This is a genomic window from Serratia surfactantfaciens, assembly GCF_001642805.2.
In the GTDB taxonomy this organism is placed as follows: Bacteria; Pseudomonadota; Gammaproteobacteria; order Enterobacterales; family Enterobacteriaceae; genus Serratia; species Serratia surfactantfaciens.
In genome coordinates, this window is record NZ_CP016948.1 from 185,580 (window position 1) to 209,162 (window position 23,583).

The 23,583-nt window shown below is 56.6% G+C and carries 26 protein-coding genes, 4 tRNA genes and 1 other annotated feature; of the genes, 20 read left to right on the plus strand and 10 right to left on the minus strand.

Features of this window, described 5'->3' with window-relative positions:
* Positions 1–22 precede the first annotated feature (22 nt).
* The 11 genes from recX to luxS all read left to right on the plus strand — a co-directional run bounded on the left by recX (position 23) and on the right by luxS (position 7,981).
* The gene (gene recX / locus ATE40_RS00775; protein WP_063918192.1) at positions 23–535 is read left to right on the plus strand and encodes a recombination regulator RecX; all 513 of its coding nucleotides are present in this window, start codon (positions 23–25) and stop codon (positions 533–535) included.
* Positions 536–668: 133 nt separating this feature from the next.
* Positions 669–3,296, plus strand: a complete 2,628-nt coding sequence (gene alaS, locus ATE40_RS00780; protein WP_025159655.1) for an alanine--tRNA ligase — start codon at positions 669–671, stop codon at positions 3,294–3,296.
* 252 nt (positions 3,297–3,548) lie between these two features.
* Positions 3,549–3,734: a carbon storage regulator CsrA gene (gene csrA / locus ATE40_RS00785; RefSeq protein WP_004091602.1), complete on the plus strand. Its 186-nt coding sequence runs from the start codon at positions 3,549–3,551 to the stop codon at positions 3,732–3,734.
* Between the two features lie 310 nt (positions 3,735–4,044).
* Positions 4,045–4,137: transfer RNA gene (locus ATE40_RS00790), tRNA-Ser, on the plus strand.
* Between the two features lie 3 nt (positions 4,138–4,140).
* Positions 4,141–4,217: transfer RNA gene (locus tag ATE40_RS00795), tRNA-Arg, on the plus strand.
* 61 nt (positions 4,218–4,278) lie between these two features.
* Positions 4,279–4,355: transfer RNA gene (locus tag ATE40_RS00800), tRNA-Arg, on the plus strand.
* 52 nt (positions 4,356–4,407) lie between these two features.
* Positions 4,408–4,484, plus strand: a tRNA-Arg gene (locus tag ATE40_RS00805).
* Positions 4,485–4,662: 178 nt separating this feature from the next.
* A complete protein-coding gene (gene yqaB / locus ATE40_RS00810; RefSeq protein WP_004932523.1) occupies positions 4,663–5,229 on the plus strand; it encodes a fructose-1-phosphate/6-phosphogluconate phosphatase in 567 nt (188 codons plus the stop codon).
* Entirely contained in the window at positions 5,226–5,654 is a 429-nt protein-coding gene (locus ATE40_RS00815) for a YqaA family protein (RefSeq protein ID WP_025159656.1), read from the plus strand. Before yqaB ends, ATE40_RS00815 begins: the two co-directional genes overlap by 4 nt.
* Before the next feature lie 82 nt (positions 5,655–5,736).
* Complete coding sequence (gene gshA, locus ATE40_RS00820) at positions 5,737–7,299, plus strand: glutamate--cysteine ligase (protein WP_025159657.1); 1,563 nt, start codon at positions 5,737–5,739, stop codon at positions 7,297–7,299.
* Positions 7,300–7,465: 166 nt separating this feature from the next.
* Positions 7,466–7,981: an S-ribosylhomocysteine lyase gene (gene luxS / locus ATE40_RS00825; protein ID WP_019455133.1), complete on the plus strand. Its 516-nt coding sequence runs from the start codon at positions 7,466–7,468 to the stop codon at positions 7,979–7,981.
* 66 nt (positions 7,982–8,047) lie between these two features.
* Here luxS and ATE40_RS00830 read toward each other — a convergent pair whose 3' ends face one another.
* Positions 8,048–9,337, minus strand: coding sequence for an HlyC/CorC family transporter (locus ATE40_RS00830; protein WP_019455134.1), 1,290 nt, complete (start codon positions 9,335–9,337; stop codon positions 8,048–8,050).
* Between the two features lie 40 nt (positions 9,338–9,377).
* The gene (locus ATE40_RS00835) at positions 9,378–10,169 is read right to left on the minus strand and encodes a cytochrome C assembly family protein (RefSeq protein ID WP_004932506.1); all 792 of its coding nucleotides are present in this window, start codon (positions 10,167–10,169) and stop codon (positions 9,378–9,380) included.
* A 169-nt stretch (positions 10,170–10,338) separates the two neighbouring features.
* On the opposite strand from ATE40_RS00835, the gene ffh reads away from it, so the two are divergent.
* From ffh to rplS, 5 genes are all read left to right on the plus strand, one after another.
* On the plus strand, positions 10,339–11,700 hold the full coding sequence (gene ffh / locus ATE40_RS00840; protein ID WP_004932504.1) for a signal recognition particle protein: 1,362 nt from the start codon (positions 10,339–10,341) through the stop codon (positions 11,698–11,700).
* A gap of 214 nt (positions 11,701–11,914) precedes the next feature.
* Positions 11,915–12,163, plus strand: coding sequence for a 30S ribosomal protein S16 (gene rpsP, locus ATE40_RS00845; protein ID WP_004932501.1), 249 nt, complete (start codon positions 11,915–11,917; stop codon positions 12,161–12,163).
* Between the two features lie 18 nt (positions 12,164–12,181).
* Positions 12,182–12,730, plus strand: a complete 549-nt coding sequence (gene rimM / locus ATE40_RS00850; protein WP_019455135.1) for a ribosome maturation factor RimM — start codon at positions 12,182–12,184, stop codon at positions 12,728–12,730.
* A 52-nt stretch (positions 12,731–12,782) separates the two neighbouring features.
* Positions 12,783–13,550, plus strand: coding sequence for a tRNA (guanosine(37)-N1)-methyltransferase TrmD (gene trmD, locus ATE40_RS00855; RefSeq protein ID WP_004932485.1), 768 nt, complete (start codon positions 12,783–12,785; stop codon positions 13,548–13,550).
* 48 nt (positions 13,551–13,598) lie between these two features.
* The gene (gene rplS / locus ATE40_RS00860; RefSeq protein WP_019455136.1) at positions 13,599–13,955 is read left to right on the plus strand and encodes a 50S ribosomal protein L19; all 357 of its coding nucleotides are present in this window, start codon (positions 13,599–13,601) and stop codon (positions 13,953–13,955) included.
* 143 nt (positions 13,956–14,098) lie between these two features.
* Here the strand turns inward: rplS and ATE40_RS00865 are convergent, their stop codons facing one another.
* From ATE40_RS00865 to ATE40_RS00880, 4 genes are all read right to left on the minus strand, one after another.
* Positions 14,099–14,326, minus strand: a complete 228-nt coding sequence (locus ATE40_RS00865) for an ogr/Delta-like zinc finger family protein (RefSeq protein WP_063918193.1) — start codon at positions 14,324–14,326, stop codon at positions 14,099–14,101.
* A 64-nt stretch (positions 14,327–14,390) separates the two neighbouring features.
* On the minus strand, positions 14,391–14,906 hold the full coding sequence (locus ATE40_RS00870) for a lysozyme (protein WP_019455137.1): 516 nt from the start codon (positions 14,904–14,906) through the stop codon (positions 14,391–14,393).
* Positions 14,890–15,111, minus strand: coding sequence for an HP1 family phage holin (locus ATE40_RS00875; protein WP_019455138.1), 222 nt, complete (start codon positions 15,109–15,111; stop codon positions 14,890–14,892). Before ATE40_RS00875 ends, ATE40_RS00870 begins: the two co-directional genes overlap by 17 nt.
* A 246-nt stretch (positions 15,112–15,357) precedes the next feature.
* Positions 15,358–16,122 (minus strand): DUF481 domain-containing protein, encoded by a 765-nt coding sequence (locus ATE40_RS00880; RefSeq protein ID WP_025159658.1) that lies wholly within the window; start codon positions 16,120–16,122, stop codon positions 15,358–15,360.
* A gap of 506 nt (positions 16,123–16,628) precedes the next feature.
* Here ATE40_RS00880 and ATE40_RS00885 point away from each other — a divergent pair.
* Together ATE40_RS00885 and tyrA are read left to right on the plus strand one after the other, a co-directional pair.
* On the plus strand, positions 16,629–17,705 hold the full coding sequence (locus tag ATE40_RS00885) for a 3-deoxy-7-phosphoheptulonate synthase (RefSeq protein ID WP_019455140.1): 1,077 nt from the start codon (positions 16,629–16,631) through the stop codon (positions 17,703–17,705).
* Positions 17,706–17,708: 3 nt separating this feature from the next.
* Entirely contained in the window at positions 17,709–18,830 is a 1,122-nt protein-coding gene (tyrA, locus tag ATE40_RS00890) for a bifunctional chorismate mutase/prephenate dehydrogenase (RefSeq protein ID WP_019455141.1), read from the plus strand.
* 55 nt (positions 18,831–18,885) lie between these two features.
* On the opposite strand, the gene pheA is transcribed toward tyrA, so the two are convergent.
* The 4 genes from pheA to bamD form a co-directional block, all read right to left on the minus strand.
* Positions 18,886–20,043: a bifunctional chorismate mutase/prephenate dehydratase gene (gene pheA, locus ATE40_RS00895; protein ID WP_042783716.1), complete on the minus strand. Its 1,158-nt coding sequence runs from the start codon at positions 20,041–20,043 to the stop codon at positions 18,886–18,888.
* Between the two features lie 42 nt (positions 20,044–20,085).
* Positions 20,086–20,212, minus strand: a sequence feature (Phe leader region).
* A complete protein-coding gene (locus ATE40_RS24545) occupies positions 20,164–20,211 on the minus strand; it encodes a hypothetical protein (protein ID WP_101428074.1) in 48 nt (15 codons plus the stop codon). Its footprint overlaps the feature before it by 48 nt.
* Before the next feature lie 122 nt (positions 20,213–20,334).
* A complete protein-coding gene (gene raiA, locus ATE40_RS00900) occupies positions 20,335–20,676 on the minus strand; it encodes a ribosome-associated translation inhibitor RaiA (RefSeq protein WP_004932457.1) in 342 nt (113 codons plus the stop codon).
* Positions 20,677–20,987: 311 nt separating this feature from the next.
* Positions 20,988–21,719, minus strand: a complete 732-nt coding sequence (bamD, locus tag ATE40_RS00905; RefSeq protein ID WP_004932456.1) for an outer membrane protein assembly factor BamD — start codon at positions 21,717–21,719, stop codon at positions 20,988–20,990.
* Positions 21,720–21,850: 131 nt separating this feature from the next.
* Here bamD and rluD point away from each other — a divergent pair, with 131 nt between their 5' ends.
* Together rluD and yfiH are read left to right on the plus strand one after the other, a co-directional pair.
* Positions 21,851–22,828: a 23S rRNA pseudouridine(1911/1915/1917) synthase RluD gene (rluD, locus tag ATE40_RS00910; protein ID WP_025159659.1), complete on the plus strand. Its 978-nt coding sequence runs from the start codon at positions 21,851–21,853 to the stop codon at positions 22,826–22,828.
* Entirely contained in the window at positions 22,828–23,559 is a 732-nt protein-coding gene (gene yfiH / locus ATE40_RS00915; RefSeq protein WP_019455144.1) for a purine nucleoside phosphorylase YfiH, read from the plus strand. The genes rluD and yfiH overlap by 1 nt, the downstream gene beginning before the upstream one ends.
* The last annotated feature ends 24 nt before the right edge of the window (positions 23,560–23,583 follow it).

The following is a 23,583-nucleotide window of genomic DNA, read 5'->3' on the forward strand; positions in this document are numbered from 1 at the left end:
CCCATAAATTCAGGCTTGAATGATGAATGATTTGCTAAGCCGCGCCATGCGCCTGCTGTCGCAACGCGATCATAGTGAAGCTGAACTGCGCCGCAAACTTGCGGCGCAGCCGTTTGTGGCGAAAGCCCGTTTTGGTGGCAAGGGGCCACATGCGCCGGCATCATCGCCGGTGGCTGAAGAGCCGGTGGATCCTGCGCAGATCGAGCAGGTTATCGCCTACTGTTATCAGCATAACTGGCTGGACGATCGGCGTTTCGCTCACAGTTACATCGGTAGCCGCAGCCGCAAGGGTTATGGCGCGCAGCGTATCCGCAGCGAACTGATGCAAAAGGGCGTGGATAAAGCGCTGGTGCAGGACGCGCTGGCGGAATGCGACATCGACTGGTGTGAACAGGCTAAACAGGTGGCGCAGCGAAAATTTGGCGATGTATTGCCAACCGACTGGAAAGAGAAAGCCAAAGTGCAGCGTTATCTGCTCTATCGCGGCTTCTTCCAGGAAGAAATTCAGTCAATTTACCGTGATTTTGCGCAATGAGCGCACACGGGGTTTTACTTCCCTCTGAAGAAAATTTATCTTATCCCCACTTTTTGTTCGTGAGCTGGTTGTCATCGTCGGGATGACGCGTCGCCGGCTCACGTGTCGTTATTCTAGCCTTTCCAGGAAAATTATGAGCAAGAGCACCGCTGAGATCCGTCAAGCGTTTCTCGATTTCTTTCATAGTAAGGGTCACCAGGTTGTAGCAAGCAGCTCCCTGGTGCCTAACAATGATCCGACATTGCTGTTTACCAATGCCGGCATGAACCAATTTAAGGATGTTTTCCTGGGGCTCGACAAACGCGCCTATTCCCGCGCCACCACCTCGCAGCGCTGCGTGCGCGCAGGCGGCAAGCATAACGACCTGGAAAACGTCGGTTATACCGCTCGTCACCACACCTTCTTTGAAATGCTGGGCAACTTCAGCTTCGGCGATTACTTCAAGCACGACGCTATCAGCTACGCGTGGGAACTGCTGACCGGTGAAAACTGGTTCAACCTGCCGAAAGAAAGACTGTGGGTCACCGTATATGAAACCGATGACGAAGCCTTCGACATCTGGCAGAAGCAAATCGGCGTTCCGGCCGAGCGCATTATCCGCATCGGCGACAACAAGGGCGCGCCTTTCGCTTCCGATAACTTCTGGCAGATGGGCGACACCGGCCCATGCGGCCCGTGCACCGAGATTTTCTACGATCACGGCGATCACATCTGGGGCGGCCCTCCAGGCAGCCCGGAAGAAGACGGCGACCGTTACATAGAGATCTGGAACATCGTTTTCATGCAGTTCAACCGTCAGTCCGACGGCACCATGCTGCCGTTGCCGAAACCTTCGGTGGATACCGGCATGGGTCTGGAGCGCATCGCGGCGGTGTTGCAGCATGTGAACTCCAACTATGAGATCGACCTGTTCCGCACCCTGATCGCCGCCGTAGCGAAAGTGACCGGCGCGACCGATCTGGACAACAAATCCCTGCGCGTTATCGCCGACCACATCCGTTCTTGCGCCTTCCTGGTGTCTGACGGCGTGATCCCGTCTAACGAAAACCGTGGCTACGTGCTGCGTCGCATCATTCGGCGCGCGATCCGTCATGGCAACATGTTGGGCGCGAAAGACACCTTCTTCTACAAGCTGGTGGCACCGCTGATTGAAGTGATGGGCCCGGCGGCCGACGAGCTGAAACGCCAGCAATCCTTGGTTGAGCAGGTGCTGAAAACCGAAGAAGAGCAGTTTGCCCGCACGCTGGAGCGTGGCCTGGCGCTGCTGGACGAAGAGCTGGCCAAGCTGCAGGGCGATACCCTGGACGGCGAAACCGCTTTCCGTCTGTACGACACCTACGGCTTCCCGGTCGATCTGACCGCTGACGTTTGCCGCGAGCGCGGTCTGAAAGTCGACGAAGCAGGCTTTGAAGAGGCGATGGAAGCGCAGCGCCGCCGCGCGCGTGAGTCCAGCGGTTTCGGTGCCGACTACAACAGCCTGATCCGCGTGGACGGCAGCAGCCAGTTCAGCGGCTACGATCACGACGAGCAGCAGGCGACGGTCATCGCACTGTTCCGCGACGGCCAGCCGGTCGATCAGATCAGCGCCGGCGAAGAGGCGGTGGTGGTGCTGGATGAGACGCCATTTTACGGTGAGTCCGGTGGCCAGGTCGGCGATAAAGGCGTGCTGAAAGCCGCCGGCGCAGAATTTGTGGTCAACGACACCCAGAAATACGGCCAGGCTATCGGCCATCAAGGCAAGCTGGCGCAAGGTTCGCTGAAGCTGAACGATCGCGTTGACGCGCAGATCGATACCGAGCGTCGCAACAGCATCCGTCTGAACCACTCCGCAACCCACCTGTTGCACGCCGCGCTGCGCCAAACGTTGGGCGACCACGTTGCGCAGAAAGGCTCGCTGGTTAACGACAAATACCTGCGTTTCGACTTCTCGCATTTCGAAGCGATGAAACCAGAGCAAATCCGCGCGGTGGAAGATCTGGTGAACCAGCAGGTGCGCCGCAACCTGCCGGTACAGACCGAGCTGATGGCGTTGGAAGATGCCAAAGAGAAGGGCGCGATGGCGCTGTTCGGCGAGAAGTACGATGACAACGTGCGCGTGCTGACCATGGGCGACTTCTCCACCGAACTGTGCGGCGGTACCCATGCCAGCCGCACCGGCGATATTGGCCTGTTCCGCATTCTGAGCGAGTCGGGCACTGCGGCGGGCATCCGTCGTATCGAAGCGGTGACCGGCGCAGGCGCTATCGCCACGCTGCACCAGCAAAGCGATTTGTTGCAAGACGTTGCGCAGCTGGTCAAGGGCGACAGCAACAACCTGACCGATAAAGTGCGCTCGGTGCTCGATCGCACCCGCGCGCTGGAAAAAGAACTGCAGCAGTTGAAAGATCAGCAGGCGGCGCAGGAAAGCGCGTCGCTGTCCAGCCAGGCGAAAGTGGTTAACGGCGTGAAGCTGTTGGTCAGCCAGTTGGATAATGTCGAAGCCAAAATGCTGCGCACCATGGTGGATGACCTGAAAAACCAATTGGGTTCGGCCATTATCGTGTTGGCAACGACGGCTGACGACAAAGTCAGCCTGGTCGCAGGCGTGACCAAGGATCTGACTGACCGCGTAAAAGCCGGCGAGTTGATCGGCAACGTGGCGCAGCAGGTAGGCGGCAAGGGCGGTGGCCGCCCGGATATGGCGATGGCGGGGGGGACGGATATCAACGCCCTGCCAGCGGCGTTAAACAGCGTAGAAGCCTGGGTGGCCTCGAAGCTGTGAACATAAATAAATAGCACGGACAAACGCCATAATACTTTGTTGATTATGGCGTTTTCATACTGTGCTAACACAATTTAGTTACAATTGCGGGAACAAAGTTTTTCAGGTCGGCTAAACTTACCATTATCTGAGGTGGGACCAAGTCTGCTTACACTTATTGTGGATTGCGCGGCTTACGTTTTCACCACATATGATGGATAATGACGGGGAAACTGAGAGACCCGACTCTTTTAATCTTTCAAGGAGCAAAGAATGTTAATTCTGACTCGTCGAGTTGGTGAAACCCTCATGATTGGCGATGAGGTTACGGTCACTGTGCTAGGGGTAAAAGGCAACCAGGTGCGTATTGGTGTGAACGCCCCCAAAGAGGTTTCGGTTCACCGTGAAGAAATCTATCAGCGCATTCAGGCAGAGAAGTCTCAGCAGACGACTTACTGATTCCGAAGCAGCGTCTCGTTGCCAGACGAGACGCTACTGCATCGTTTTAGCCACTTCTTTCGTTCTCCCCTCTTTTTTTCGTGATTATTTTCCCGGTTAGTTTCCTGCTTTGTTGCGACAAACGCTGCGGTTGCCTGTTGATAAAACGCCCTTTTTGCCGTGAAATCGCCCATGTTGGGTGTGAATTGTGCAAACGCGCATGAGTTGGGAAAAATTGTTTGACTTAAAAGTCGGAGAAAGTAATATGTGCGCCACGCAGTGCCGATGAGCTTCTCTAAAGCAAGTTAGGCACAATTCGAAAGAAGCGTATGGTGAGGTGGCCGAGAGGCTGAAGGCGCTCCCCTGCTAAGGGAGTATGCGGTCAAAAGCTGCATCCGGGGTTCGAATCCCCGCCTCACCGCCATTTGCATCCATAGCTCAGCTGGATAGAGTACTCGGCTACGAACCGAGCGGTCGGAGGTTCGAATCCTCCTGGATGCACCATATTTTGCAGTATGGTGGGGTAGTAACAACATACCATACGGTATCAAAAAAGAATTCCTGTGCATCCATAGCTCAGCTGGATAGAGTACTCGGCTACGAACCGAGCGGTCGGAGGTTCGAATCCTCCTGGATGCACCATTCTTTCCGTCATGCTTCGTTAGTGAAGCAGGCGAGCAGTAAAAATAGACATGCATCCATAGCTCAGCTGGATAGAGTACTCGGCTACGAACCGAGCGGTCGGAGGTTCGAATCCTCCTGGATGCACCATCTAAGAGAAACCCGCTTCGGCGGGTTTTTCGCTTTTCAGCATTCAGCCATTCTCTCTTCACTCCTTTCCTTCTTTGCACCCGAACGCTCACAGCACATTCCGCTATGACGCAGTCAGCGACAACCCAACGGCTTTACGCTAAAGTAGTTTTCTTTCCTCAACGATCATGGAGTAACGATGTACGACCGCTATCAGGGTCTTATTTTCGACATGGACGGCACGATTCTGGACACCGAGCCAACGCACCGTAAAGCGTGGAGTGAAGTGCTGTCCCGTTATGGCATGACGTTTGATGAAGCGGCGATGGTGGCGCTGAGCGGTTCACCAACCTGGCGCATCGCTCAGGCGATTATCGCCAGCCATCAGGCCGATCTCGATCCCCATCACCTGGCCGCGGAGAAAACCCGCGCGGTGGAGGCGATGCTGTTGGACAGCGTGCGCCCGTTGCCGCTGATCGAGGTGGTAAAATCCTATCACGGTCGCCGTCCGATGGCGGTCGGTACCGGCAGCGAGCACCGCATGGCGGAAATGCTGCTGCGTCATCTCGGCCTGTTCAACTGCTTCGACGCGATCGTCGGGGCGGACGACGTACAGCGCCACAAACCGGAGCCGGACACCTTCCTGCGCTGCGCTGAACTTATCGGCGTGCCGCCGGAAAAGTGCGTGGTGTTTGAAGACGCCGAGTTCGGCATTCAGGCGGCAAAAAGCGCCGGTATGGACGTGGTAGACGTTCGCACGCTGTGAGTAGTACGCTAGCCGTAATATCGTTATTTGGCAGCAGCTTCCTCAGTGCGACGCTGCTGCCGGGAAATTCAGAAATCGTTCTGGTCGCTTTGCTGACCCAGAGTCGCGTCTCGCCGGAATTGCTGGTGCTGGCCGCGACCCTGGGCAACACGCTGGGCGGCTTGACCAATGTCATTATCGGGCGCCTGTTACCGGCGTTGAAACCACAGCGGGGGCTGGCAACGGCGCTCGGGTGGCTGCAACGCTTCGGCCCGGCTGCGCTGTTGCTCAGCTGGGTGCCGGTGGTGGGCGATTTGTTGTGCGTGTTGGCAGGTTGGCTGCGCATGCCCTGGGGCTCTGTCGCGCTGTTTCTGTGTATCGGAAAGGCGCTGCGTTACATCGTTTTGACTATGATAACGGTACAGGGCATCGCCTGGTGGCAGTAACCAAGTGAATATAACTCAATATTCTCTCGGGTGCGGATTCAGTATGCTTACGAGTTATTGTTTTTAGAAGCGGGAGGTCAATTTGATCCCGGACGTATCACAGGCGCTTTCTTGGTTGGAAGCCCATCCTCAGGCATTAAAAGGCATTCGTCGCGGCATCGAGCGTGAAACGCTGCGAGTCACGCCGAACGGCACCTTGGCGACTACCGGGCATCCGGAAAAGCTGGGGGCGGCATTGACGCACCACTGGATTACCACGGATTTCGCCGAGGCGCTGTTAGAGTTCATTACGCCGGTTGATGACAATATCGATCACCTGCTGACGTTCTTGCGCGATATTCATCGCTACGTGGCGCGCAATATTGGCGATGAACGCATGTGGCCGCTCAGCATGCCGTGCTTTATCGAAGCCGAACAGGATATCGAGCTGGCGCAGTTCGGTTCGTCGAACATCGGCCGCATGAAGACGCTGTACCGCGAAGGGCTGAAGAATCGCTATGGCGCGCTGATGCAGACCATTTCCGGCGTGCACTACAACTTCTCGCTGCCGCTGGAGTTTTGGCAGGCCTGGGCCGGCGTGCAGGATGCCGAAAGCGGTAAAGAGCAGATCTCGGCGGGCTATTTCCGCCTGATCCGCAACTACTACCGTTTCGGTTGGGTGATCCCATATCTGTTCGGCGCATCGCCGGCGATCTGTTCTTCGTTCCTCAAAGGGCGCGAGACCAATCTGCCGTTCGAGCGCACCGAACAGGGCATGTGCTACCTGCCATACGCCACCTCGTTGCGTTTGAGCGACCTGGGTTACACCAACAAATCGCAGAGTAATCTGGGCATTACCTTCAACGATCTGCACAGCTATGTGGCCGGTCTGAAGCGGGCGATCGCCACGCCTTCGGAAGAGTTCGCCAAGCTGGGCGTGAAAGAGGGCGATCGCTATCTGCAGCTGAACAGCAACGTGCTGCAAATCGAGAACGAGCTGTATGCGCCGATCCGGCCGAAGCGCGTGACCAAAAGCGGCGAGACGCCGTCGGACGCGTTGCTGCGCGGCGGCATCGAATACATCGAAGTGCGCTCGCTGGACATCAACCCGTTCTCGCCGATCGGCGTGGATGCGGTGCAGGCGCGTTTCCTGGATCTGTTCCTGGTGTGGTGCGCGCTGGCGGATGCGCCGGAGATGAGCAGCGATGAGCTGCTGTGCACGCGCAAAAACTGGAACCGAGTGATCCTGGAAGGGCGCAAGCCGGGCCAGACCATCGGCATCGGCTGTGGCGCCAGCCATGAGCCGCTGGAGAAAGTCGGCAAGGCGTTGTTCGCCGATCTGCGTCGGGTAGCGGAAGTGCTGGACGGCGAAGCCGGCAATCGTCAATACCAGCAGGTGTGCGATGAGTTGGTCGCCGCGTTCGACGATCCGGAACTGACTTTCTCCGCACGCATTCTGAAGGCGATGAAGGCGGAAGGCACCGGGCGCGTCGGTCTGCAGTTGGCTGAACGCTATCGCGAGATGCTGCTGGAAGAGCCGTTGGAAATTCTGAACGAAGCTGAGCTGGATAAAGAGCGCGAGGCTTCGTGGCAGCGCCAACGCGACATAGAAGCCAATGATACGCTAAGCTTTGAAGCGTTCCTGAAGCAAAACGGCGGAAGCTGAAAAAGAAAAAGGCCACATCAATGTGGCCAAATATGCATCTCTGATGACAGGGATGATGATAACAAATGCGCGTCTTTCACATACTCAGACTCGCAGGGTTGGAAAAGGTTTCCCGGTTAGGAAAAAAAGTTTCGAAATAAATGCTCTTTTACGAGGAGGTAGCGAAATGCCATTGCTGGATAGCTTTACCGTCGATCATACCCGTATGGCAGCTCCGGCTGTCCGCGTTGCAAAAACCATGAAAACGCCTCATGGCGATACCATCACGGTGTTTGACCTGCGCTTTTGCCGCCCGAACCTGGAAGTGATGCCCGAGCGCGGCATTCACACGCTGGAGCACCTGTTCGCCGGCTTTATGCGTGACCATCTGAACGGCCAGGGCGTGGAAATTATCGACATCTCTCCGATGGGCTGTCGCACCGGTTTCTACATGAGCCTGATCGGCGTGCCTGAAGAGCAGCGCGTTGCCGATGCCTGGAAAGCGGCGATGGCCGACGTGCTGAAAGTGACCGATCAGCGCAAGATCCCTGAGCTGAACGAGTATCAATGCGGCACTTACCATATGCACTCGCTGGAAGAAGCGCAGGAGATCGCCAAGCACATTCTGGATAACGATGTGGTGGTGAACCACAACGACGAGCTGGCGCTGCCGAAAGAGAAGCTGCAGGAACTGCATATCTAGTCGTACGTGGCCCGCAGAGATAAAAAAAGACGCGATTTCGCGTCTTTTTTACGTTCAGGCCGACGGTCAGTGATGACCGACGCTGGCCTGCAGCGAGGTGATTGGCGTGACCCGCACCTGTTTGATCATGTTGCCCTGTACGTCGAGAATGTCGATATCGTAATGGCCGATGCGCACTCGAGTGCCGGTTTCGGGGATCTCTTCCAGCTCTTCCAGCAGCATGCCGTTGACGGTGCGCGCCTCGTTGGCCGGCAGAGTCCAGTTGAAGGCCTTGTTCAGCTCGCGCACGTTGGCGGTACCGTCGATCAAGACCGAGCCGTCGCTCTGCGGCGTGACTTCTTCCGCCAGCGTCGGCGACATCGAGGTGGTGAAGTCGCCGACGATCTCTTCGAGGATGTCTTCCACCGTGACCAGCCCCTGAATGTCGCCGTACTCGTCGACCACGATGCCGACCTTCTCTTTGTTGCGCTGGAACTTCACCAGCTGCACGTTGAGCGGCGTGCCTTCCGGCACGAAGTAGATCTCATCGGCGGCGCGCAGCAGGTTTTCTTTGTTGAACTCTTTTTTCTCGGTCATCAGACGGTAGGCTTCGCGCACGCGCAGCATGCCGATCGCATCGTCCAGAGAGCTGCGATACAGCACGATGCGGCCGTGCGGCGAGTGGGTCAGCTGACGCATGATCGACTTCCAGTCGTCGTTGACGTCGATGCCGACGATCTCGGTGCGCGGCACCATGATGTCGTTGACCGTCACCTTTTCCAGATCCAGCACCGAGATCAGCATGTCCTGATTGCGACGGGAGATCTGCGACTGGGATTCGCGCACGATGGTGCGCAGCTCATCTTTGCTGACGGCGTCGCTGATGCGCACATTGGTGCGAATGCCGAACAGACGTAGGGTCAGGCTGGTGATGCCGTTGAGCAGCCAGACCAGCGGGAACATCACCTTTTGCAACGGCGCCAGCAAGACGCTGCTGGGGAAGGCGATGCGTTCCGGGTAAAGCGCGGCGAAGGTTTTCGGCAGCACTTCAGCGAACAGCAACACGGCGAAGGTCAGCACACCGGTGGCGATCGCCACGCCGAGATCGCCATACAGCCGCATGCCGACGATGGTCGCCAGCGCCGAGGCGAGAATGTTGACCAGGTTGTTGCCGATCAGCACCAGACCGATCAACCGATCCGGTTTTTGCAGCAGTTTCTCCACCCGACGCGCCGAGCGGTTGCCCTGTTTGGACAGATGACGCAGGCGATAACGATTGAGCGTCATCATGCCGGTTTCGGAGGCGGAGAAGTAAGCAGAGACCACGATCATGATCACCAGGATAATGATGAGGGTCCCCGTCGACACATGCTCCAATGCAGTATTCCTTATATAGGGAGAATTGAACCGGGCTGGCTTAGCGCACCATCACCTGCTGAATCAGACGGCTGCCGAAATAGGCGAGTGTCAACAGGAAGGCGCCGGCGAAGCTGAACCAGACGACGCGGCGACCGCGCCAGCCCTCATGGTAGTGGCCCCACAACAGCACGATATACACGAACCAGGCCATGATCGACAGCACGGCTTTATGCACGTTCTCTTTACTGAACAGATTATCCATGTACAGCAGGCCGGTGCACAGGGTGAGCGTCAGCAGCACCACGCCGATCTGGGTGATATGGAACATTTTGCGCTCGATGCTCATCAGCGGCGGCATGTCGGCGCTGAAGGTCAATTTCTTGTTTTTCAACAGGTAGTCGAGCCAGGCGAGCTGCAAGGCATAGAGCGCGGCGATGATCAGAGTAGCGTAAGAGAACAACGCCAGGCCGATATGCACCATCAGTTCCGGGCTGGCTTCCAGATGAGTGATGAACTCGCCGGGCATGAAGCTGGCGAAGGCCAGGTTGATCATCGCGAAGCTGTAGACAATCGGCAGCAGGAACCAGCCGCGATCGCGCGAGGCGACGAAGGTCATCACCGAGCAGATGATCAGGCTGACGATAGAGCCAATGTTCAGCAGGCTGAGATTTTGCCCGGCGCTGACGTCAAAGATGCGCTGCTGCAGTGCGATGGCGTGGCAAATCAGTGCCACCACCGCCGAGACGAGGGCAAGCCGACGGTATGCGCTGTTCTTCCGCAACAAACTGGGAATGATCAGTCCAAGGCTGAGCAGGTAGGCCATCAAAGCCACAATGGAGAAAACTGGCATAGCGTTTAATTTTGCTTCGGCGTGGTTAATTGGAGTGTCAGTATAACGTTGCGCGCGTTTCACTCCAACCGATCTCCAACGCTGAGGCAGAGATCCTGCGCGCTTCGTGTTATCATCGGCGCAATTGTGTCGCCGGAGCGGCCTGTCATTACACGTTGAGCATGAGACGATGTTTGAAAATTTAACCGATCGATTGTCGCGCACGTTGCGCAATATCAGCGGCCGCGGGCGGCTGACCGAAGAGAATATCAAGGAAACCCTGCGTGAAGTGCGCATGGCATTGCTGGAGGCGGACGTTGCGCTGCCGGTGGTGCGCGACTTCATCAACCGCGTCAAAGAGAGCGCGGTCGGCCATGAAGTCAACAAAAGCCTGACGCCGGGGCAGGAATTCGTCAAGATCGTCAAAGGCGAGCTGATCGCCGCGATGGGCGAAGTGAATACCGAGCTGAACCTGGCGGCACAGCCGCCGGCGGTGGTGCTGATGGCGGGCCTGCAGGGCGCCGGTAAAACCACCAGCGTCGGTAAGCTCGGCAAGTTCCTGAAAGAAAAACAGAAGAAGAAAGTGTTGGTGGTTTCCGCGGACGTTTATCGCCCGGCGGCGATCAAACAGCTGGAAACGCTGGCGGAAGGCGTCGGCATCGACTTCTTCCCGTCTGATGTCAAAGAAAAACCGATCGACATCGTCAATCGCGCGCTGCAACAGGCCAAGCTGAAGTTCTACGACGTGCTGATCGTCGATACCGCCGGCCGCTTGCACGTTGACGAAGCGATGATGGACGAGATCAAACAGGTGCACGCGGCGATCAAGCCGGTGGAGACCCTGTTCGTGGTCGACGCCATGACCGGGCAAGATGCCGCCAATACCGCCAAGGCGTTTAACGAAGCGCTGCCGCTGACCGGCGTGGTGCTGACCAAGGTCGACGGCGACGCGCGCGGTGGTGCCGCGCTGTCCATCCGCCACATCACCGGCAAGCCGATCAAGTTCCTCGGCGTGGGCGAGAAGACCGAAGCGCTGGAACCGTTCTATCCGGATCGCGTGGCATCGCGCATCCTGGGCATGGGCGACGTGCTGTCGCTGATCGAAGATATCGAAAGCAAGGTCGACCGCGAGCAGGCGGAGAAGCTGGCCAACAAGCTGAAGAAGGGCGACGGTTTCGATCTGACCGACTTCCTGGAGCAGCTCAAGCAGATGCGCAACATGGGCGGCATGGCCAACATGTTGAGCAAGCTGCCGGGCGCGGGCCAGCTGCCGGACAACGTCAAGTCGCAGATGGACGACAAAGTGCTGGTGCGCATGGAGGCGATCATCAACTCGATGACGCTGAAAGAGCGCGCCAAACCGGAAATCATCAAGGGCTCGCGCAAGCGCCGCATCGCGATGGGGGCCGGCATGCAGGTGCAGGACGTCAACCGCTTGCTGAAGCAGTTCGACGAAATGCAGCGTATGATGAAGAAGATGAAGAAAGGCGGTATGGCGAAGATGATGCGCGGCATGAAAGGCATGATGCCGCCGGGCTTCCCAGGCCGCTGACGGGCCCCCGCACGCCGAGTGCGGGCGCTTTCAGCATTCGCCGTTCGCGGTGAAAACCGCCCGAAATTTGACAGGCTGCAAAAGTTGTCCCCTGCGATTGACGCTTTAGATTGCTTTTTGCGCCAAAATGAGTAAAATTTTCGGGCTTTTTATATTGCAACCGGGCCCCGTCCCTCAATGGGGCCCGGCTGTTTTATTAACTAAAGAGGATGTTATGGTAACAATTCGTTTGGCACGTGGCGGCGCTAAAAAGCGTCCGTTCTATCAAGTAGTAGTGACCGACAGCCGCAACGCTCGTGATGGTCGTTTCATCGAGCGCGTAGGCTTCTTCAACCCGATCGCTTCCGGTCAGGCTGAAGCACTGCGTCTGGACCTGGACCGCATCGAGCACTGGGTTGGTCTGGGTGCAACCGTTTCTGATCGCGTTCACGCGCTGATCAAAGACGCTAAGAAAGCAGCTTAATCTGTCGCGGTGGTGGCAATGAGCAAGCAACTCAAACCGGTAGCGCCTAAGCAGCCGATTGTACTCGGTAAAATGGGGTCCGCTTACGGCATTCGTGGTTGGCTCAGAGTGTTTTCATCCACCGAGAACGCCGAAAGCATTTTTGACTATCAGCCGTGGTTTATCCAGCAGGCGGGTCAGTGGCAGCATATCGAGTTGGAAGACTGGAAGCGCCACAGTCAGGATCTGATCATCAAGGTCAAAGGCATTGACGATCGGGACGCGGCGAATCTGCTGACTAATCGCGAGATTATGGTGGATTCTGAGCAACTTCCTCCGCTGGAGGGTGACGATTACTACTGGAAAGACCTGATGGGCTGCCAGGTAGTCACCACCGCCGGCTACGAGCTGGGTAAAGTCATCGATATGATGGAAACCGGTTCGAACGATGTGATGGTTGTGAAAGCGAACCTGAAAGATGCGTTCGGCATGAAGGAGCGGTTGATTCCGTTTCTTCATGGGCAGGTTATCAAGAAAGTCGATCTCACTGCCCGCGTGATTGAGGCAGATTGGGATCCTGGTTTTTGACCTCCGGATCATACGGTCGAAGCAAGTGGAATAACGGTAAGGGGATTGGCTTGTGTTCATCGGTATTGTAAGCCTGTTTCCTGAGATGTTCCGCGCTATCACCGATTACGGGGTGACTGGCCGGGCAGTAAAAAATGGCCTGCTGAGCGTGCAGTGTTGGAGTCCTCGCGACTTCACCTACGACCGGCATCGTACCGTGGACGATCGCCCATACGGCGGCGGCCCGGGAATGCTGATGATGGTGCAACCTTTACGGGAAGCCATTCATGCAGCGAAAGCAGCGGCAGGCGAGGGAGCAAAGGTGATTTATCTGTCACCTCAGGGGCGCAAGCTGGATCAAACCGGCGTGTGCGAACTGGCGGCCAATCAGAAGATGATTCTGGTGTGCGGCCGTTACGAAGGGATAGATGAGCGCGTAATCCAAACCGAAATTGACGAAGAATGGTCAATCGGCGATTACGTTCTCAGCGGCGGGGAACTGCCGGCGATGACCCTGATTGATTCAGTCGCCCGTTTCATACCGGGTGTGCTGGGCCATCAGGCCTCAGCGGAGGAAGACTCCTTCGCCGACGGATTGCTGGACTGCCCGCACTATACCCGCCCAGAGGTGTTGGAAGGGATGGAAGTACCGCCGGTTCTGCTGTCGGGCAACCATGCCGAGATACGTCGCTGGCGCTTAAAGCAGTCGCTGGGCCGAACCTGGCTTAGAAGACCTGAACTTCTAGAAAGCCTAGCTCTGACTGACGAGCAAGCGGTGTTGCTGGCTGAGTTCCAACGGGAACATCAGGCCAGGCAACAGGACTATGAAGGAAACGTCTGACATCAGACGGGACCGATATATCAGTTTACCTAGGGTAAGAGACATATTATGAGCAACATTATTAAGCAACTTGAACAAGAGCAGATGAAACAAGACGTACCTGCATTCCGTCCGGGTGATTCCGTGGAAGTGAAGGTATGGGTCGTTGAAGGTAGCAAAAAACGTCTGCAGGCATTCGAGGGCGTGGTTATCGCTATCCGTAACCGCGGTCTGCACTCTGCATTCACTGTTCGTAAGATTTCCAACGGCGAAGGTGTTGAGCGCGTATTCCAGACTCACTCCCCAGTAATCGACAGCATTACTGTTAAACGTCGTGGTGCCGTTCGTAAAGCTAAACTGTACTACCTGCGTGAACGTACTGGTAAGTCTGCTCGTATCAAAGAGCGTCTGAACCGCGTTAACTAACGCTGCATCCAAAAGTTAATAGTTATCAGGGGTTGGCCTATGCCAATCCCTTTTTTTATCCGAAAATTCTATCGCGCTGTATTTGCGAGAGTCCGTCTGCGTAGTACCGACATGAAAAAGCCTGCATCAGCAGGCCTTTTACCCTACAGCACGGCGGCGCTTTGTTTATGCTGATTCTCCGGCGGGTGCGGCTGCGCCGGGACAATATCATCGCCAGGTTTAACGATCACCCGTGCAACGGACTCGTGCGTGGCGAACGTGCAGCTGCAGTTGATGTTGCGACATTGATGGTAACGCTCTTTGGTCGACTCGCTCAGATAACGGCTGGAGCGAGTGTGGGCCACGTGACCGCATAGTGGACAGTGCATCATAAGAACCCCCTTGAACAAATTAAGTGAAATTGTTGTGGCATCACCACTTCGGTGTGCGAGCCCGTCATGTCGAGGCCATGCCTTGCAAACACAGTGCGCGTTCCTTGGCGCGTCGCTGTTCCAGCCCCTTGTTTTTCTTTCCATTTACGTAAACCCAGCGCGGCAACTGATCGCAGGCCTGCCGCCACTGGCTTTGTTGCAGCAGCGCGACCAGCGTGGAGTGGCAGGCGGCGCTGATGCCGACGTTGAAGGCGAAGGCAATCACCGCGTCATAGGTTTCTTGCGAGAGCGTTTGCGGTAGGCAGGTGGCCATGCCGCGCTCGGTACGGCGAACATCGTCCACCAAGTCCACAGCGGCTTTCCGTTCATCAATCGCCTCAGCTGGGATGACGCCGGCGGTGTGTCCAATACCCCGCGTCCATACTCCGGCGCTGCACTGGTAAGGCGACAGGCGGCAACCTTCGAGATCGGCGATCAGCCTGAGGCCGGCCTCTGAGGTTTGCAGTTCGCCGAAAGAGGGCAACAGCACGGCGATGGCCAAAACGGCGGCGACGCTGCAGCGTTTAACGATTGCACTCATCGTAAATTTTCCTCCGTAATGCCGCATTGCGTTCAATGGCCTTCAAGATCTGCAGGCTTTTACGGCGGTAGTACCAATTCACCAGAAAAGTGCCGATTCCTACCGCTGCACCAACTAAAAAGGCAATGTCCTGCGGTGACAGTTTGCCCAGCCAGGCGAGAAACAGCGCCATGGCATAGGTGATGAATGAGGTAATTTTCTCCATAGCTGATGCTCGCTTTGTGTACAGAACCTTGGGACAGGAGGTATCGATGCTTTGTTGACTGCTCTCTATCGATATCCGTCATGCTCCTGGCCTGTATAATAATTACTGTATATGCATACAGTATTAAGCTATTTGCTAAAGTCGTCAATGGGTGGGGTGAATATTTTTAGCAAATTGTGCAAAGGGTGACGACAGGCATAAAAAAAGCCCATCGATGATGGGCTTCGTGAAAGGGGGGCGGGGAGATTACAGGCCGTAAACCAGCGTGACCGAAGTAGTGGTGTCGGTGTTCTTCGGCGCCGAGGCCGGCGGTTTGCTGTTGTAGGTCACGGTGTAGGCCACGCGCAGTGAGAAACGATCGTTGATCGCCACGTTCAGCGCGCTTTCCGAGTTCAGCGTAGTTTCTTCGTTCGCCAGTGCGGAGACGCCCTGAATGAACTTGGTGTTGTCGGTCAGCTGGTAGGAATAGTTGGCCGCGCCGTAAGCCAGGCCTTTGGTTGAACGGCCGCCGCCGTGGTATTCGTCATGGCGCACGCCGGGGCCGAATTCCACCCGCAGGTCGCTGAGAGGCCCATTGAGGATTTGACGGCCGTAGCCGCCGGTCAGCGTGGAACGCGAGTCGTAACCATTGAAACGGTCGCTCAGCCAGCTGGCCTGGCCGAACAGGTAGTTGCGATCGGTCAGGTTATAGCGCGTACGGCCGCCGGCCTGGTATTTCTCGGACGAGCGCACGTTGGAGGAGGTGGTGTTGTTGGCCGCACCCCATAGGCTGTACGCCGCATCGGTGTTAAACCAGGTCATGTTGGTATTGGCCAACAGGGTGGAGCTCTGCGAATTGCCGGACTGGGCGTTATAGCCCGCCTGCACGTTGCCTTCGAACGGTTTCTTGGCGGTGGCCGGATCGTCCATCGCGGTGAAAAGCGTATTGTCGGCAAGGGCTGAAACACTGGTGAAAGTCGTTAAGCAGCAAATATACAGCGGAAAAGCGCGACGAGCGCGAGAAGAGAGCATCTTGGATCCAGTTGTTAAGGGTGGTTATTGTTGATGACGGTCACATTATATCGGTTCATTTCGGCGACAAAAATAGCCGCCATTAGCTTAAGTTTTTAATTTTTATTCCTTATTTATTCGCTTTTCTTCTACATAAATTCATCGCTTTCGGCGGTATTTCGTGCTGGGTCTGGCGGAGATCCTCCTCTGCCTATTTGCCGGCGTCTAATCGGATGGGGCCCTTCTTTGTAAATTCGATTGTGAATTTATGTTTACAGATTGGAGCCTTTGTCAGAAAGGTGTGTAACAGTGTGAATATGGATTGGGTTTTAATTTAGTTGTTTGTATTTATTGTATTTTTGTTTGATTTTGTGATGCTGACACAAAGCGGTTTCAATGAAAAATATCACGGTAATTTTTTATTTACGGAAAATGGATTGAAAACTTTACATATCGTGATAGGGTAGAGCCTTGAAACGCTCAATGCTCCATTTCAACGCATAACGCCAAACGACAGGAATTGCATCATGCAAAAAGACGCGCTCAATAACGTACATATCAGTGCAGAACAGGTTCTCATCACGCCAGAGGAACTGAAAAACCAGTTCCCGCTCAGCGCCAGCGACGAAAATGAAATCGCCGCCGCGCGCAACACCATCGCCAACATTTTACAGGGGCGCGATCATCGCCTGTTGGTGGTGTGCGGGCCTTGTTCGATCCACGATCCGGATGCGGCGCTGGACTACGCCCGTCGTTTGAAAACCCTGGCGGCTGACTTGAGCGATCAGCTGTATATCGTTATGCGCGTCTATTTTGAAAAACCCCGAACCACTGTCGGCTGGAAAGGTTTGATCAACGATCCGTACATGGACGGCTCGTTTGACGTTGAAGCAGGCTTGCATATTGCGCGTCGCCTGTTGCTGGATTTGGTGGGCATGGGCTTGCCGTTGGCCACCGAAGCGTTGGATCCGAACAGCCCGCAGTACCTGGGGGACTTGTTCAGCTGGTCGGCAATCGGTGCGCGCACCACCGAATCGCAGACGCACCGTGAAATGGCCTCCGGCCTGTCGATGCCTGTCGGATTTAAAAACGGCACCGACGGCAGTCTGGGCACCGCCATCAACGCTATGCGCGCCGCCGCCATGCCGCACCGTTTTGTCGGCATCAACCAGGCGGGGCAGGTTTGCCTGCTGCAGACTCAGGGTAACCCGGACGGGCACGTTATCCTGCGTGGCGGCAAGACCCCGAACTACAGCGCCGAGCACGTTGCGGCCTGTGAAAAACAGATGCTCGAGGCGGGACTCCACCCGTCCTTGATGATAGATTGCAGCCATGGCAACTCGAATAAAGACTATCGCCGTCAGCCGGCGGTTGCCGAGTCCGTGGTGGAGCAGATCAAAGCGGGCAATCGCTCGATCACCGGCATTATGCTGGAGAGCCATCTGCATGAAGGCAATCAGTCTTCCGAACAGCCGCGTGCAGACATGCGTTACGGTGTGTCCGTTACCGACGCCTGCATCGACTGGGAAAGTACGGAAACGCTGCTGCGCCACATGCATCAGGAACTCGGCGCTGCGCTGACGGCACGCACGGGAGAAAAGTAAGTTATGGTGGCAGAACTGACCGCGCTGCGCGATCAAATCGACGAGGTGGATAAAGCGCTGCTGGACCTGCTGGCGAAGCGCCTGCATCTGGTAGCGGAAGTGGGGGAGGTGAAAAGCCGTCACGGTCTGCCGGTCTATGTGCCGGAGCGCGAGGCGGCGATGCTGGCCTCGCGGCGCCAAGAGGCGGAAAACCTCGGCGTGCCGCCGGATTTGATCGAGGACGTTTTGCGCCGCGTGATGCGCGAATCCTACGTCAGCGAGAATGATAAAGGCTTTAAAACCCTGTGCCCGCAGCTGCGACCGATCGTCATCATCGGTGGCAATGGCCAGATGGGCCGGTTGTTCAACCGCCTGCTGACGCTGTCGGGTTATCAGGTCAGGGTGTTGGATCAGGAAGATTGGCCGCAGGCGGAACAGCTGTTGGCGGATGCCGGCATGGTGATTGTCAGCGTGCCGATTCACGTGACCGAGCAGGTGATAAGCCGCCTGCCGCCGCTGCCCGCCGACTGCATTCTGGTGGATCTGGCCTCGGTGAAAAATCGCCCGTTGCATGCGATGTTGGCGGCGCACAGCGGCCCGGTGGTCGGCTTGCACCCGATGTTCGGCCCGGACGTGGGCAGCGTGGCCAAGCAGGTGGTGGTTTACTGCGACGGCCGCCAGCCGGAGGCTTACCAGTGGCTGCTTGAACAGCTGCAGGTGTGGGGCGCGCGGCTGCATCGCATCAGCGCAGTCGAGCACGATCAGAATATGGCGTTTATCCAGGCGCTGCGGCACTTCGCCACCTTCGCCTACGGCTTGCACCTGGCGGAAGAGAACGTGCAGCTGGAGCAATTGCTGGCGCTCTCCTCGCCAATCTACCGGCTGGAGCTAGCGATGGTTGGCCGCCTGTTTGCGCAGGATCCGCAGCTGTACGCCGACATCATCATGTCGTCTGAAGAAAACGTGGCGCTGATCAAGCGCTACTACCAGCGTTTTGGCGAGGCGATAAAGCTGTTGGAGCACGGTGATAAACAGGCGTTTATCGACAGCTTCCGCAAGGTAGAGCACTGGTTCGGCGATTACGCCCAACGCTTCCTGGTGGAGAGCCGCACGCTGTTGCGGCAGGCTAACGATAGTCGGCAGTAACGCGCGGGCAGCAGATATGGAGGGTTCGGCTTGGCCGAACCCTTTTTTTATGGTTTCACGACGGGTTGACCGGCACCACGGTGTCGCTCGGGTAACAACCCAACACCTTCAGTGAGCGGGTGATCGGCGCCAGATCGCGCAGTGCTTTTTGCATCGCGTCGGCGCGCAGGTTGGCCTGCACATCGATATAAAACATCTCTTCCCATGGATTGCCATTGATCGGGCGTGACTCCAGTTTGGTCATGATAATGCCGTTGTCTCGCAGTACCAGCAGCGCTTCGACCAGCGCGCCGGATTGCTGGCCGGTCGCCATGATCAGCGTGGTTTTGGCCGGCACCTGTTCGGAGACGTCGATCGCTTTGCGCGCCAAGACGATGAAACGGGTGATATTTTGTTGCTGGTTGGCGAGGTTGTGCTCCAACACTTGCAGCCCGTACAGCGCGCCGCCGGCTTCGCTACCGAGCGCAGCCACCTTCGGTGAATTCAGCTTGGCGACTTTCTCCATCGCGGCGGCGGTGCTTTCGGTATATTCAATTTTCCAGTGCGGGAAGCGATTCAGGAACTGGCTGCACTGCTGGAACGGCTGCGGGTGGCTATAGACGGTTTCAATCTGGCTAAGATCGCTGTCGCCAGCGATCAGAACGCAGTGGTTGATCGGGTTAGTCAGCTCGCCGACGATCGACAGGCTGGTATGTTGCAGCAGATCATACACCTCGTTAATCGAGCCGGAGCTGGTGTTCTCGATCGGCAGAATGGCATAGTCCGCCTGGCCGGTTTCCACCTGGGCGAAGATATCCTGAAACTTCTGGCAGCCGCATTCGATCAGCCGATCAAAATGACGGGCGGCGTATTGGCGCGCCGCCAGATGCGAATAAGAGCCTTTAGGGCCGAGGAAGGCGATGCGGGCGGAGTGTTGGCTGACGGGGTTGAGCTGGTGCTGCAGCAGCGCCTGTTGGGTCAGGACGGAATCTTCGATAATCAGTTGAAACAGACGGGTGACGTAGAAGCCATCCAGGTCGTAAGGCTTGGCGGCGGCGATCAGCGCATCCAGCAGATCGCGCTCGCGCTCTTTATCGCGGATCGGGCGGTGAGAGTGCAGCTTGGTCTTGCCGACTTCGATCGCCAGCTCACGGCGTTCCGCCAGCAGAGCCAGCAGTTTCAAGTCCAGTGCGCTGATGCGCTCGCGCAGCACCAATAACGGGTTGTCAGTCATAATCAGCTTCCGCCTTCTGTTCTTATTCGTTGTAAAACAGCCATAAAAAAAGCCCCCTGTCTCCAGGAGGCCTTGTTGTTCGTCTTCGCATTCTTTCTCACACGACGAAACGCCTCCCAGTCAGGGGAAGGTAAAAAAGAATGCGAAGAAAAACGGTGTGCGTGGCATGGTCTACCTAAGGTTGTTGTGAACAGGTTTTAAAGTAACCGCTGGCTTTTAGCCCGTCAACAAAAATACCCGACAAAAAACGCGCCCTCGGGCGCGTTTGATGCGGCAATCGCAGTCGGACGGTTATTCCTGCTCTTGCGTGACTTCCGGCACGATGTCTTTCACGCTGGCATTGCAGCGGCGTGCTTCGCCTTTGTGCTGCACCTTGTTCAACTGGCGCTCCAGCTTGGCGATAAGCTCATTAACGGCGGTATACATGTCGTCATGCTTGGCGCTGGCGACCAGCGGGCCGTTAGGCGTGGTAATGGTAGCGTCGGCGACAAACCCTTGCGGCTCTTTGGATAAGACGATATGCGGGTTAATCAGCTGGGTCTGCCATTTTTCCAGTTTGGTGAGACGGTCTTCGACGTGATTGCGGATGGCGGGAGTGATATCCATTTGTTTGCTGGTAATGTTCAATGTCATATAACTTACCTCTCTGTCTTTCCGTCTTGGTGAGTCCAGCATACCCCGCTTTTTGTTTAAATGCGTGATGTGAATCACGATTTTTTGTCACTTTTTGCAAAGTTAGTTCAATCTGTGATTCAGCATCTGAATTGATTATCTAATGCTTGAGAGTTGCCGCCGGATGGCGCATTATCGATGAGTTGACCGGTGAATAGCGCTCGCTAACACCGTGTTTTTACTTGTGTATTTTTCCAGTAAAACCCGGTCGACGCCAATGAAAACGGCAGCCTGGGCTGCCGTTTGGTTTTTCTATCGTTGCCGATGCGCGATTATTGCGGGTTGGCGGCGATCACTTTGGCCACTTTGTCAGCCTGGCCGTTCAGCTGCAGCTGCTTGTAGGCATTTTCCATCAGCGGCAACACGTCGTGCGTCGCTTTGGTATCCGGGAATTCACGCAACATCTGCTCGGCGCGATTAACGACCGCGACGTAAGCACCGCGTTTAGTGTAGTATTCCGCCACCGAAAGCTCATACTTGGCCAAGCGGTCTTTCAGATACACCAAACGCTTGTTGGCGTCGGTTGCGTATTGGCTGTTCGGATATTGCTGAATCAACTGGCTGAAGTCGCGGAACGCAGCGCGAGCGTGCTGAGGATCGCGGTCCGAACGGTCAACCCCGAAGAAGCCCTGCAGCGCGCTGTCATCGAGCGCCATGTCGGTCAGACCACGCATGTACATCACGTAATCGATGTTCGGGTGCGTCGGGTTCAGGCGCATGAAGCGATCGATCGATGCCTGAGCCATCGGCAAGTCGGCAGCCTTATAGTAGGCGTAAATCAAATCCAGCTGGACCTGCTGGGAATACGGCCCGAAAGGATAGCGGTTGTCTAACGCTTCGAGTTGCGTAATCGCGCCCTTGAAGTTACCGTCCTGCAGTTTTTGCTGCGCGGTAGCATAGATTTCCGAAGGTGGGTTGTCGGGAACCGCATCCTTGGATGTGGAGCAACCTGCCAGCGCCAGGCTCAACGTGGCTGCCGCCACCAGATATTTCATACGCGTCATGACGTTTTGATTATCCTCAGGGTGTTATTCCGGGAGACTGTCCGTTAAGCTCCCGACAAAGACCAGGTACAATAGCACATTATATTAAACGGCATCGCCGTGAAAACCCAACGTTAACGAAGAAGCTGCATATGGCACAACAAGTACAACTCACCGCAACGGTGGCCGAATCTCAACTCGGACAACGTTTAGATCAGGCTTTGGCCGAATTGTTCCCTGATTATTCACGATCTCGCATAAAAGAGTGGATCCTGGGCGATCGGGTGAAGGTCAATGGCAAAACGTCAAACAAACCGAAAGAGAAGGTGCTGGGCGGAGAGGCGGTCGCCATCGATGCACAGATAGAAGAAGAAGCGCGTTGGGAGCCGCAGGACATTGCGCTGGACATCGTCTATGAAGACAGCGACATCCTGGTGATCAACAAGCCGCGCGATTTGGTGGTGCATCCTGGCGCCGGCAATCCGGACGGCACGGTGCTCAATGCGCTGCTGCATCACTACCCGGAAATCGCCGACGTGCCGCGCGCCGGCATCGTACACCGTCTGGATAAAGACACCACCGGCCTGATGGTGGTGGCGAAGACCGTACCGGCGCAAACTCGGCTGGTGGAAGCGCTGCAGGCGCGTGAAATCACCCGTGAATACGAAGCGGTGGCGATCGGCACCATGACGGCAGGCGGCACGGTAGAGGAGCCTATCGCGCGCCACTCCACCAAACGCACTCACATGGCGGTGCATCCGATGGGTAAACCGGCGGTGACGCATTATCGCATTATGGAGCACTTCCGTGCGCATACCCGCCTGCGTTTGCGCCTGGAAACCGGCCGTACTCACCAGATCCGCGTGCACATGGCCTACATCAGTCATCCGCTGGTGGGCGATCCGCTGTACGGCGGCCGTCCACGTCCGCCAAAGGGCGCTTCGGAAGCCTTCATCAACACGCTGCGCGGCTTTGACCGCCAGGCGCTGCACGCCACCATGCTGCGTTTGTACCATCCGATCAGCGGCATCCAGATGGAGTGGCATGCGCCGCTGCCGCAGGACATGGTCGATCTGATCAATGCGCTGAAGGCGGACACCGAAGAATTCAAAGATCAGATGGACTGGTAATGAACTCGCTCATTCTGCCCGACTGGCCGTTACCTCCCGGCGTTAAGGCCTGCAGCACCACGCGCGGTGGCGGCGTCAGCCTGCCGCCTTATGACTCGCTGAATCTCGGCGCCCACGTCGGCGACGAGGTGCAAGCGGTGAAGCGCAATCGGGAACGGCTGGTTATCGCCGCCGGTTTGCCGCAAATGCCGGTGTGGCTCGAGCAGGTACACGGCACTCGCGTGGTGACGTTGGCCGGGCAAGCGCCCGCCGATCTGCGGGCGGATGCGGTGTACAGCAATGTGCCGGGGCAGGTGTGCGCAGTGATGACGGCGGATTGTCTGCCGGTGCTATTCTGCTCGCAGCGCGGCGACGAAGTGGCCGCCGCTCACGCCGGTTGGCGTGGGTTATGCCACGGCGTGCTGGAGCAAACCGTAGCGGCGTTCAACGCCGCGCCGGGCCAGATCAGCGCCTGGTTGGGGCCGGCGATCGGCCCACAGCAGTTTGAGGTCGGGCCGGAGGTGCGCGCCGCTTTCATGGCGGAAGACGCCGAAGCCGCGGCGGCGTTTACGCCGCACGGCGATAAATTTTTGGCTAATATCTACTTGCTGGCTCGCCAACGTTTGTTGCGAGCGGGCGTGCAGGCCATCTATGGCGGCGACCGCTGTACGGTTAACGAAACGAGTCATTTTTTCTCCTATCGACGCGACGGAATAACCGGACGTCTGGCAAGTTTAATCTGGCTGATATAACCTATTGAATTAGGACGATCCAAC

What these genes read in the sequence shown, in the direction of transcription:
- recX (WP_063918192.1), top strand. Translation starts at nt 23, where the DNA reads ATGAATGATTTGCTAAGCCGCGCCATGCGCCTGCTGTCGCAACGCGAT.
- alaS (WP_025159655.1), top strand. Translation starts at nt 669, where the DNA reads ATGAGCAAGAGCACCGCTGAGATCCGTCAAGCGTTTCTCGATTTCTTT.
- csrA (WP_004091602.1), top strand. Translation starts at nt 3,549, where the DNA reads ATGTTAATTCTGACTCGTCGAGTTGGTGAAACCCTCATGATTGGCGAT.
- yqaB (WP_004932523.1), top strand. Translation starts at nt 4,663, where the DNA reads ATGTACGACCGCTATCAGGGTCTTATTTTCGACATGGACGGCACGATT.
- luxS (WP_019455133.1), top strand. Translation starts at nt 7,466, where the DNA reads ATGCCATTGCTGGATAGCTTTACCGTCGATCATACCCGTATGGCAGCT.
- ATE40_RS00835 (WP_004932506.1), bottom strand. Translation starts at nt 10,169, where the DNA reads ATGCCAGTTTTCTCCATTGTGGCTTTGATGGCCTACCTGCTCAGCCTT.
- ffh (WP_004932504.1), top strand. Translation starts at nt 10,339, where the DNA reads ATGTTTGAAAATTTAACCGATCGATTGTCGCGCACGTTGCGCAATATC.
- rpsP (WP_004932501.1), top strand. Translation starts at nt 11,915, where the DNA reads ATGGTAACAATTCGTTTGGCACGTGGCGGCGCTAAAAAGCGTCCGTTC.
- rimM (WP_019455135.1), top strand. Translation starts at nt 12,182, where the DNA reads ATGAGCAAGCAACTCAAACCGGTAGCGCCTAAGCAGCCGATTGTACTC.
- rplS (WP_019455136.1), top strand. Translation starts at nt 13,599, where the DNA reads ATGAGCAACATTATTAAGCAACTTGAACAAGAGCAGATGAAACAAGAC.
- ATE40_RS00865 (WP_063918193.1), bottom strand. Translation starts at nt 14,326, where the DNA reads ATGATGCACTGTCCACTATGCGGTCACGTGGCCCACACTCGCTCCAGC.
- ATE40_RS00870 (WP_019455137.1), bottom strand. Translation starts at nt 14,906, where the DNA reads ATGAGTGCAATCGTTAAACGCTGCAGCGTCGCCGCCGTTTTGGCCATC.
- ATE40_RS00875 (WP_019455138.1), bottom strand. Translation starts at nt 15,111, where the DNA reads ATGGAGAAAATTACCTCATTCATCACCTATGCCATGGCGCTGTTTCTC.
- ATE40_RS00880 (WP_025159658.1), bottom strand. Translation starts at nt 16,122, where the DNA reads ATGCTCTCTTCTCGCGCTCGTCGCGCTTTTCCGCTGTATATTTGCTGC.
- ATE40_RS00885 (WP_019455140.1), top strand. Translation starts at nt 16,629, where the DNA reads ATGCAAAAAGACGCGCTCAATAACGTACATATCAGTGCAGAACAGGTT.
- tyrA (WP_019455141.1), top strand. Translation starts at nt 17,709, where the DNA reads ATGGTGGCAGAACTGACCGCGCTGCGCGATCAAATCGACGAGGTGGAT.
- pheA (WP_042783716.1), bottom strand. Translation starts at nt 20,043, where the DNA reads ATGACTGACAACCCGTTATTGGTGCTGCGCGAGCGCATCAGCGCACTG.
- raiA (WP_004932457.1), bottom strand. Translation starts at nt 20,676, where the DNA reads ATGACATTGAACATTACCAGCAAACAAATGGATATCACTCCCGCCATC.
- bamD (WP_004932456.1), bottom strand. Translation starts at nt 21,719, where the DNA reads ATGACGCGTATGAAATATCTGGTGGCGGCAGCCACGTTGAGCCTGGCG.
- rluD (WP_025159659.1), top strand. Translation starts at nt 21,851, where the DNA reads ATGGCACAACAAGTACAACTCACCGCAACGGTGGCCGAATCTCAACTC.
- yfiH (WP_019455144.1), top strand. Translation starts at nt 22,828, where the DNA reads ATGAACTCGCTCATTCTGCCCGACTGGCCGTTACCTCCCGGCGTTAAG.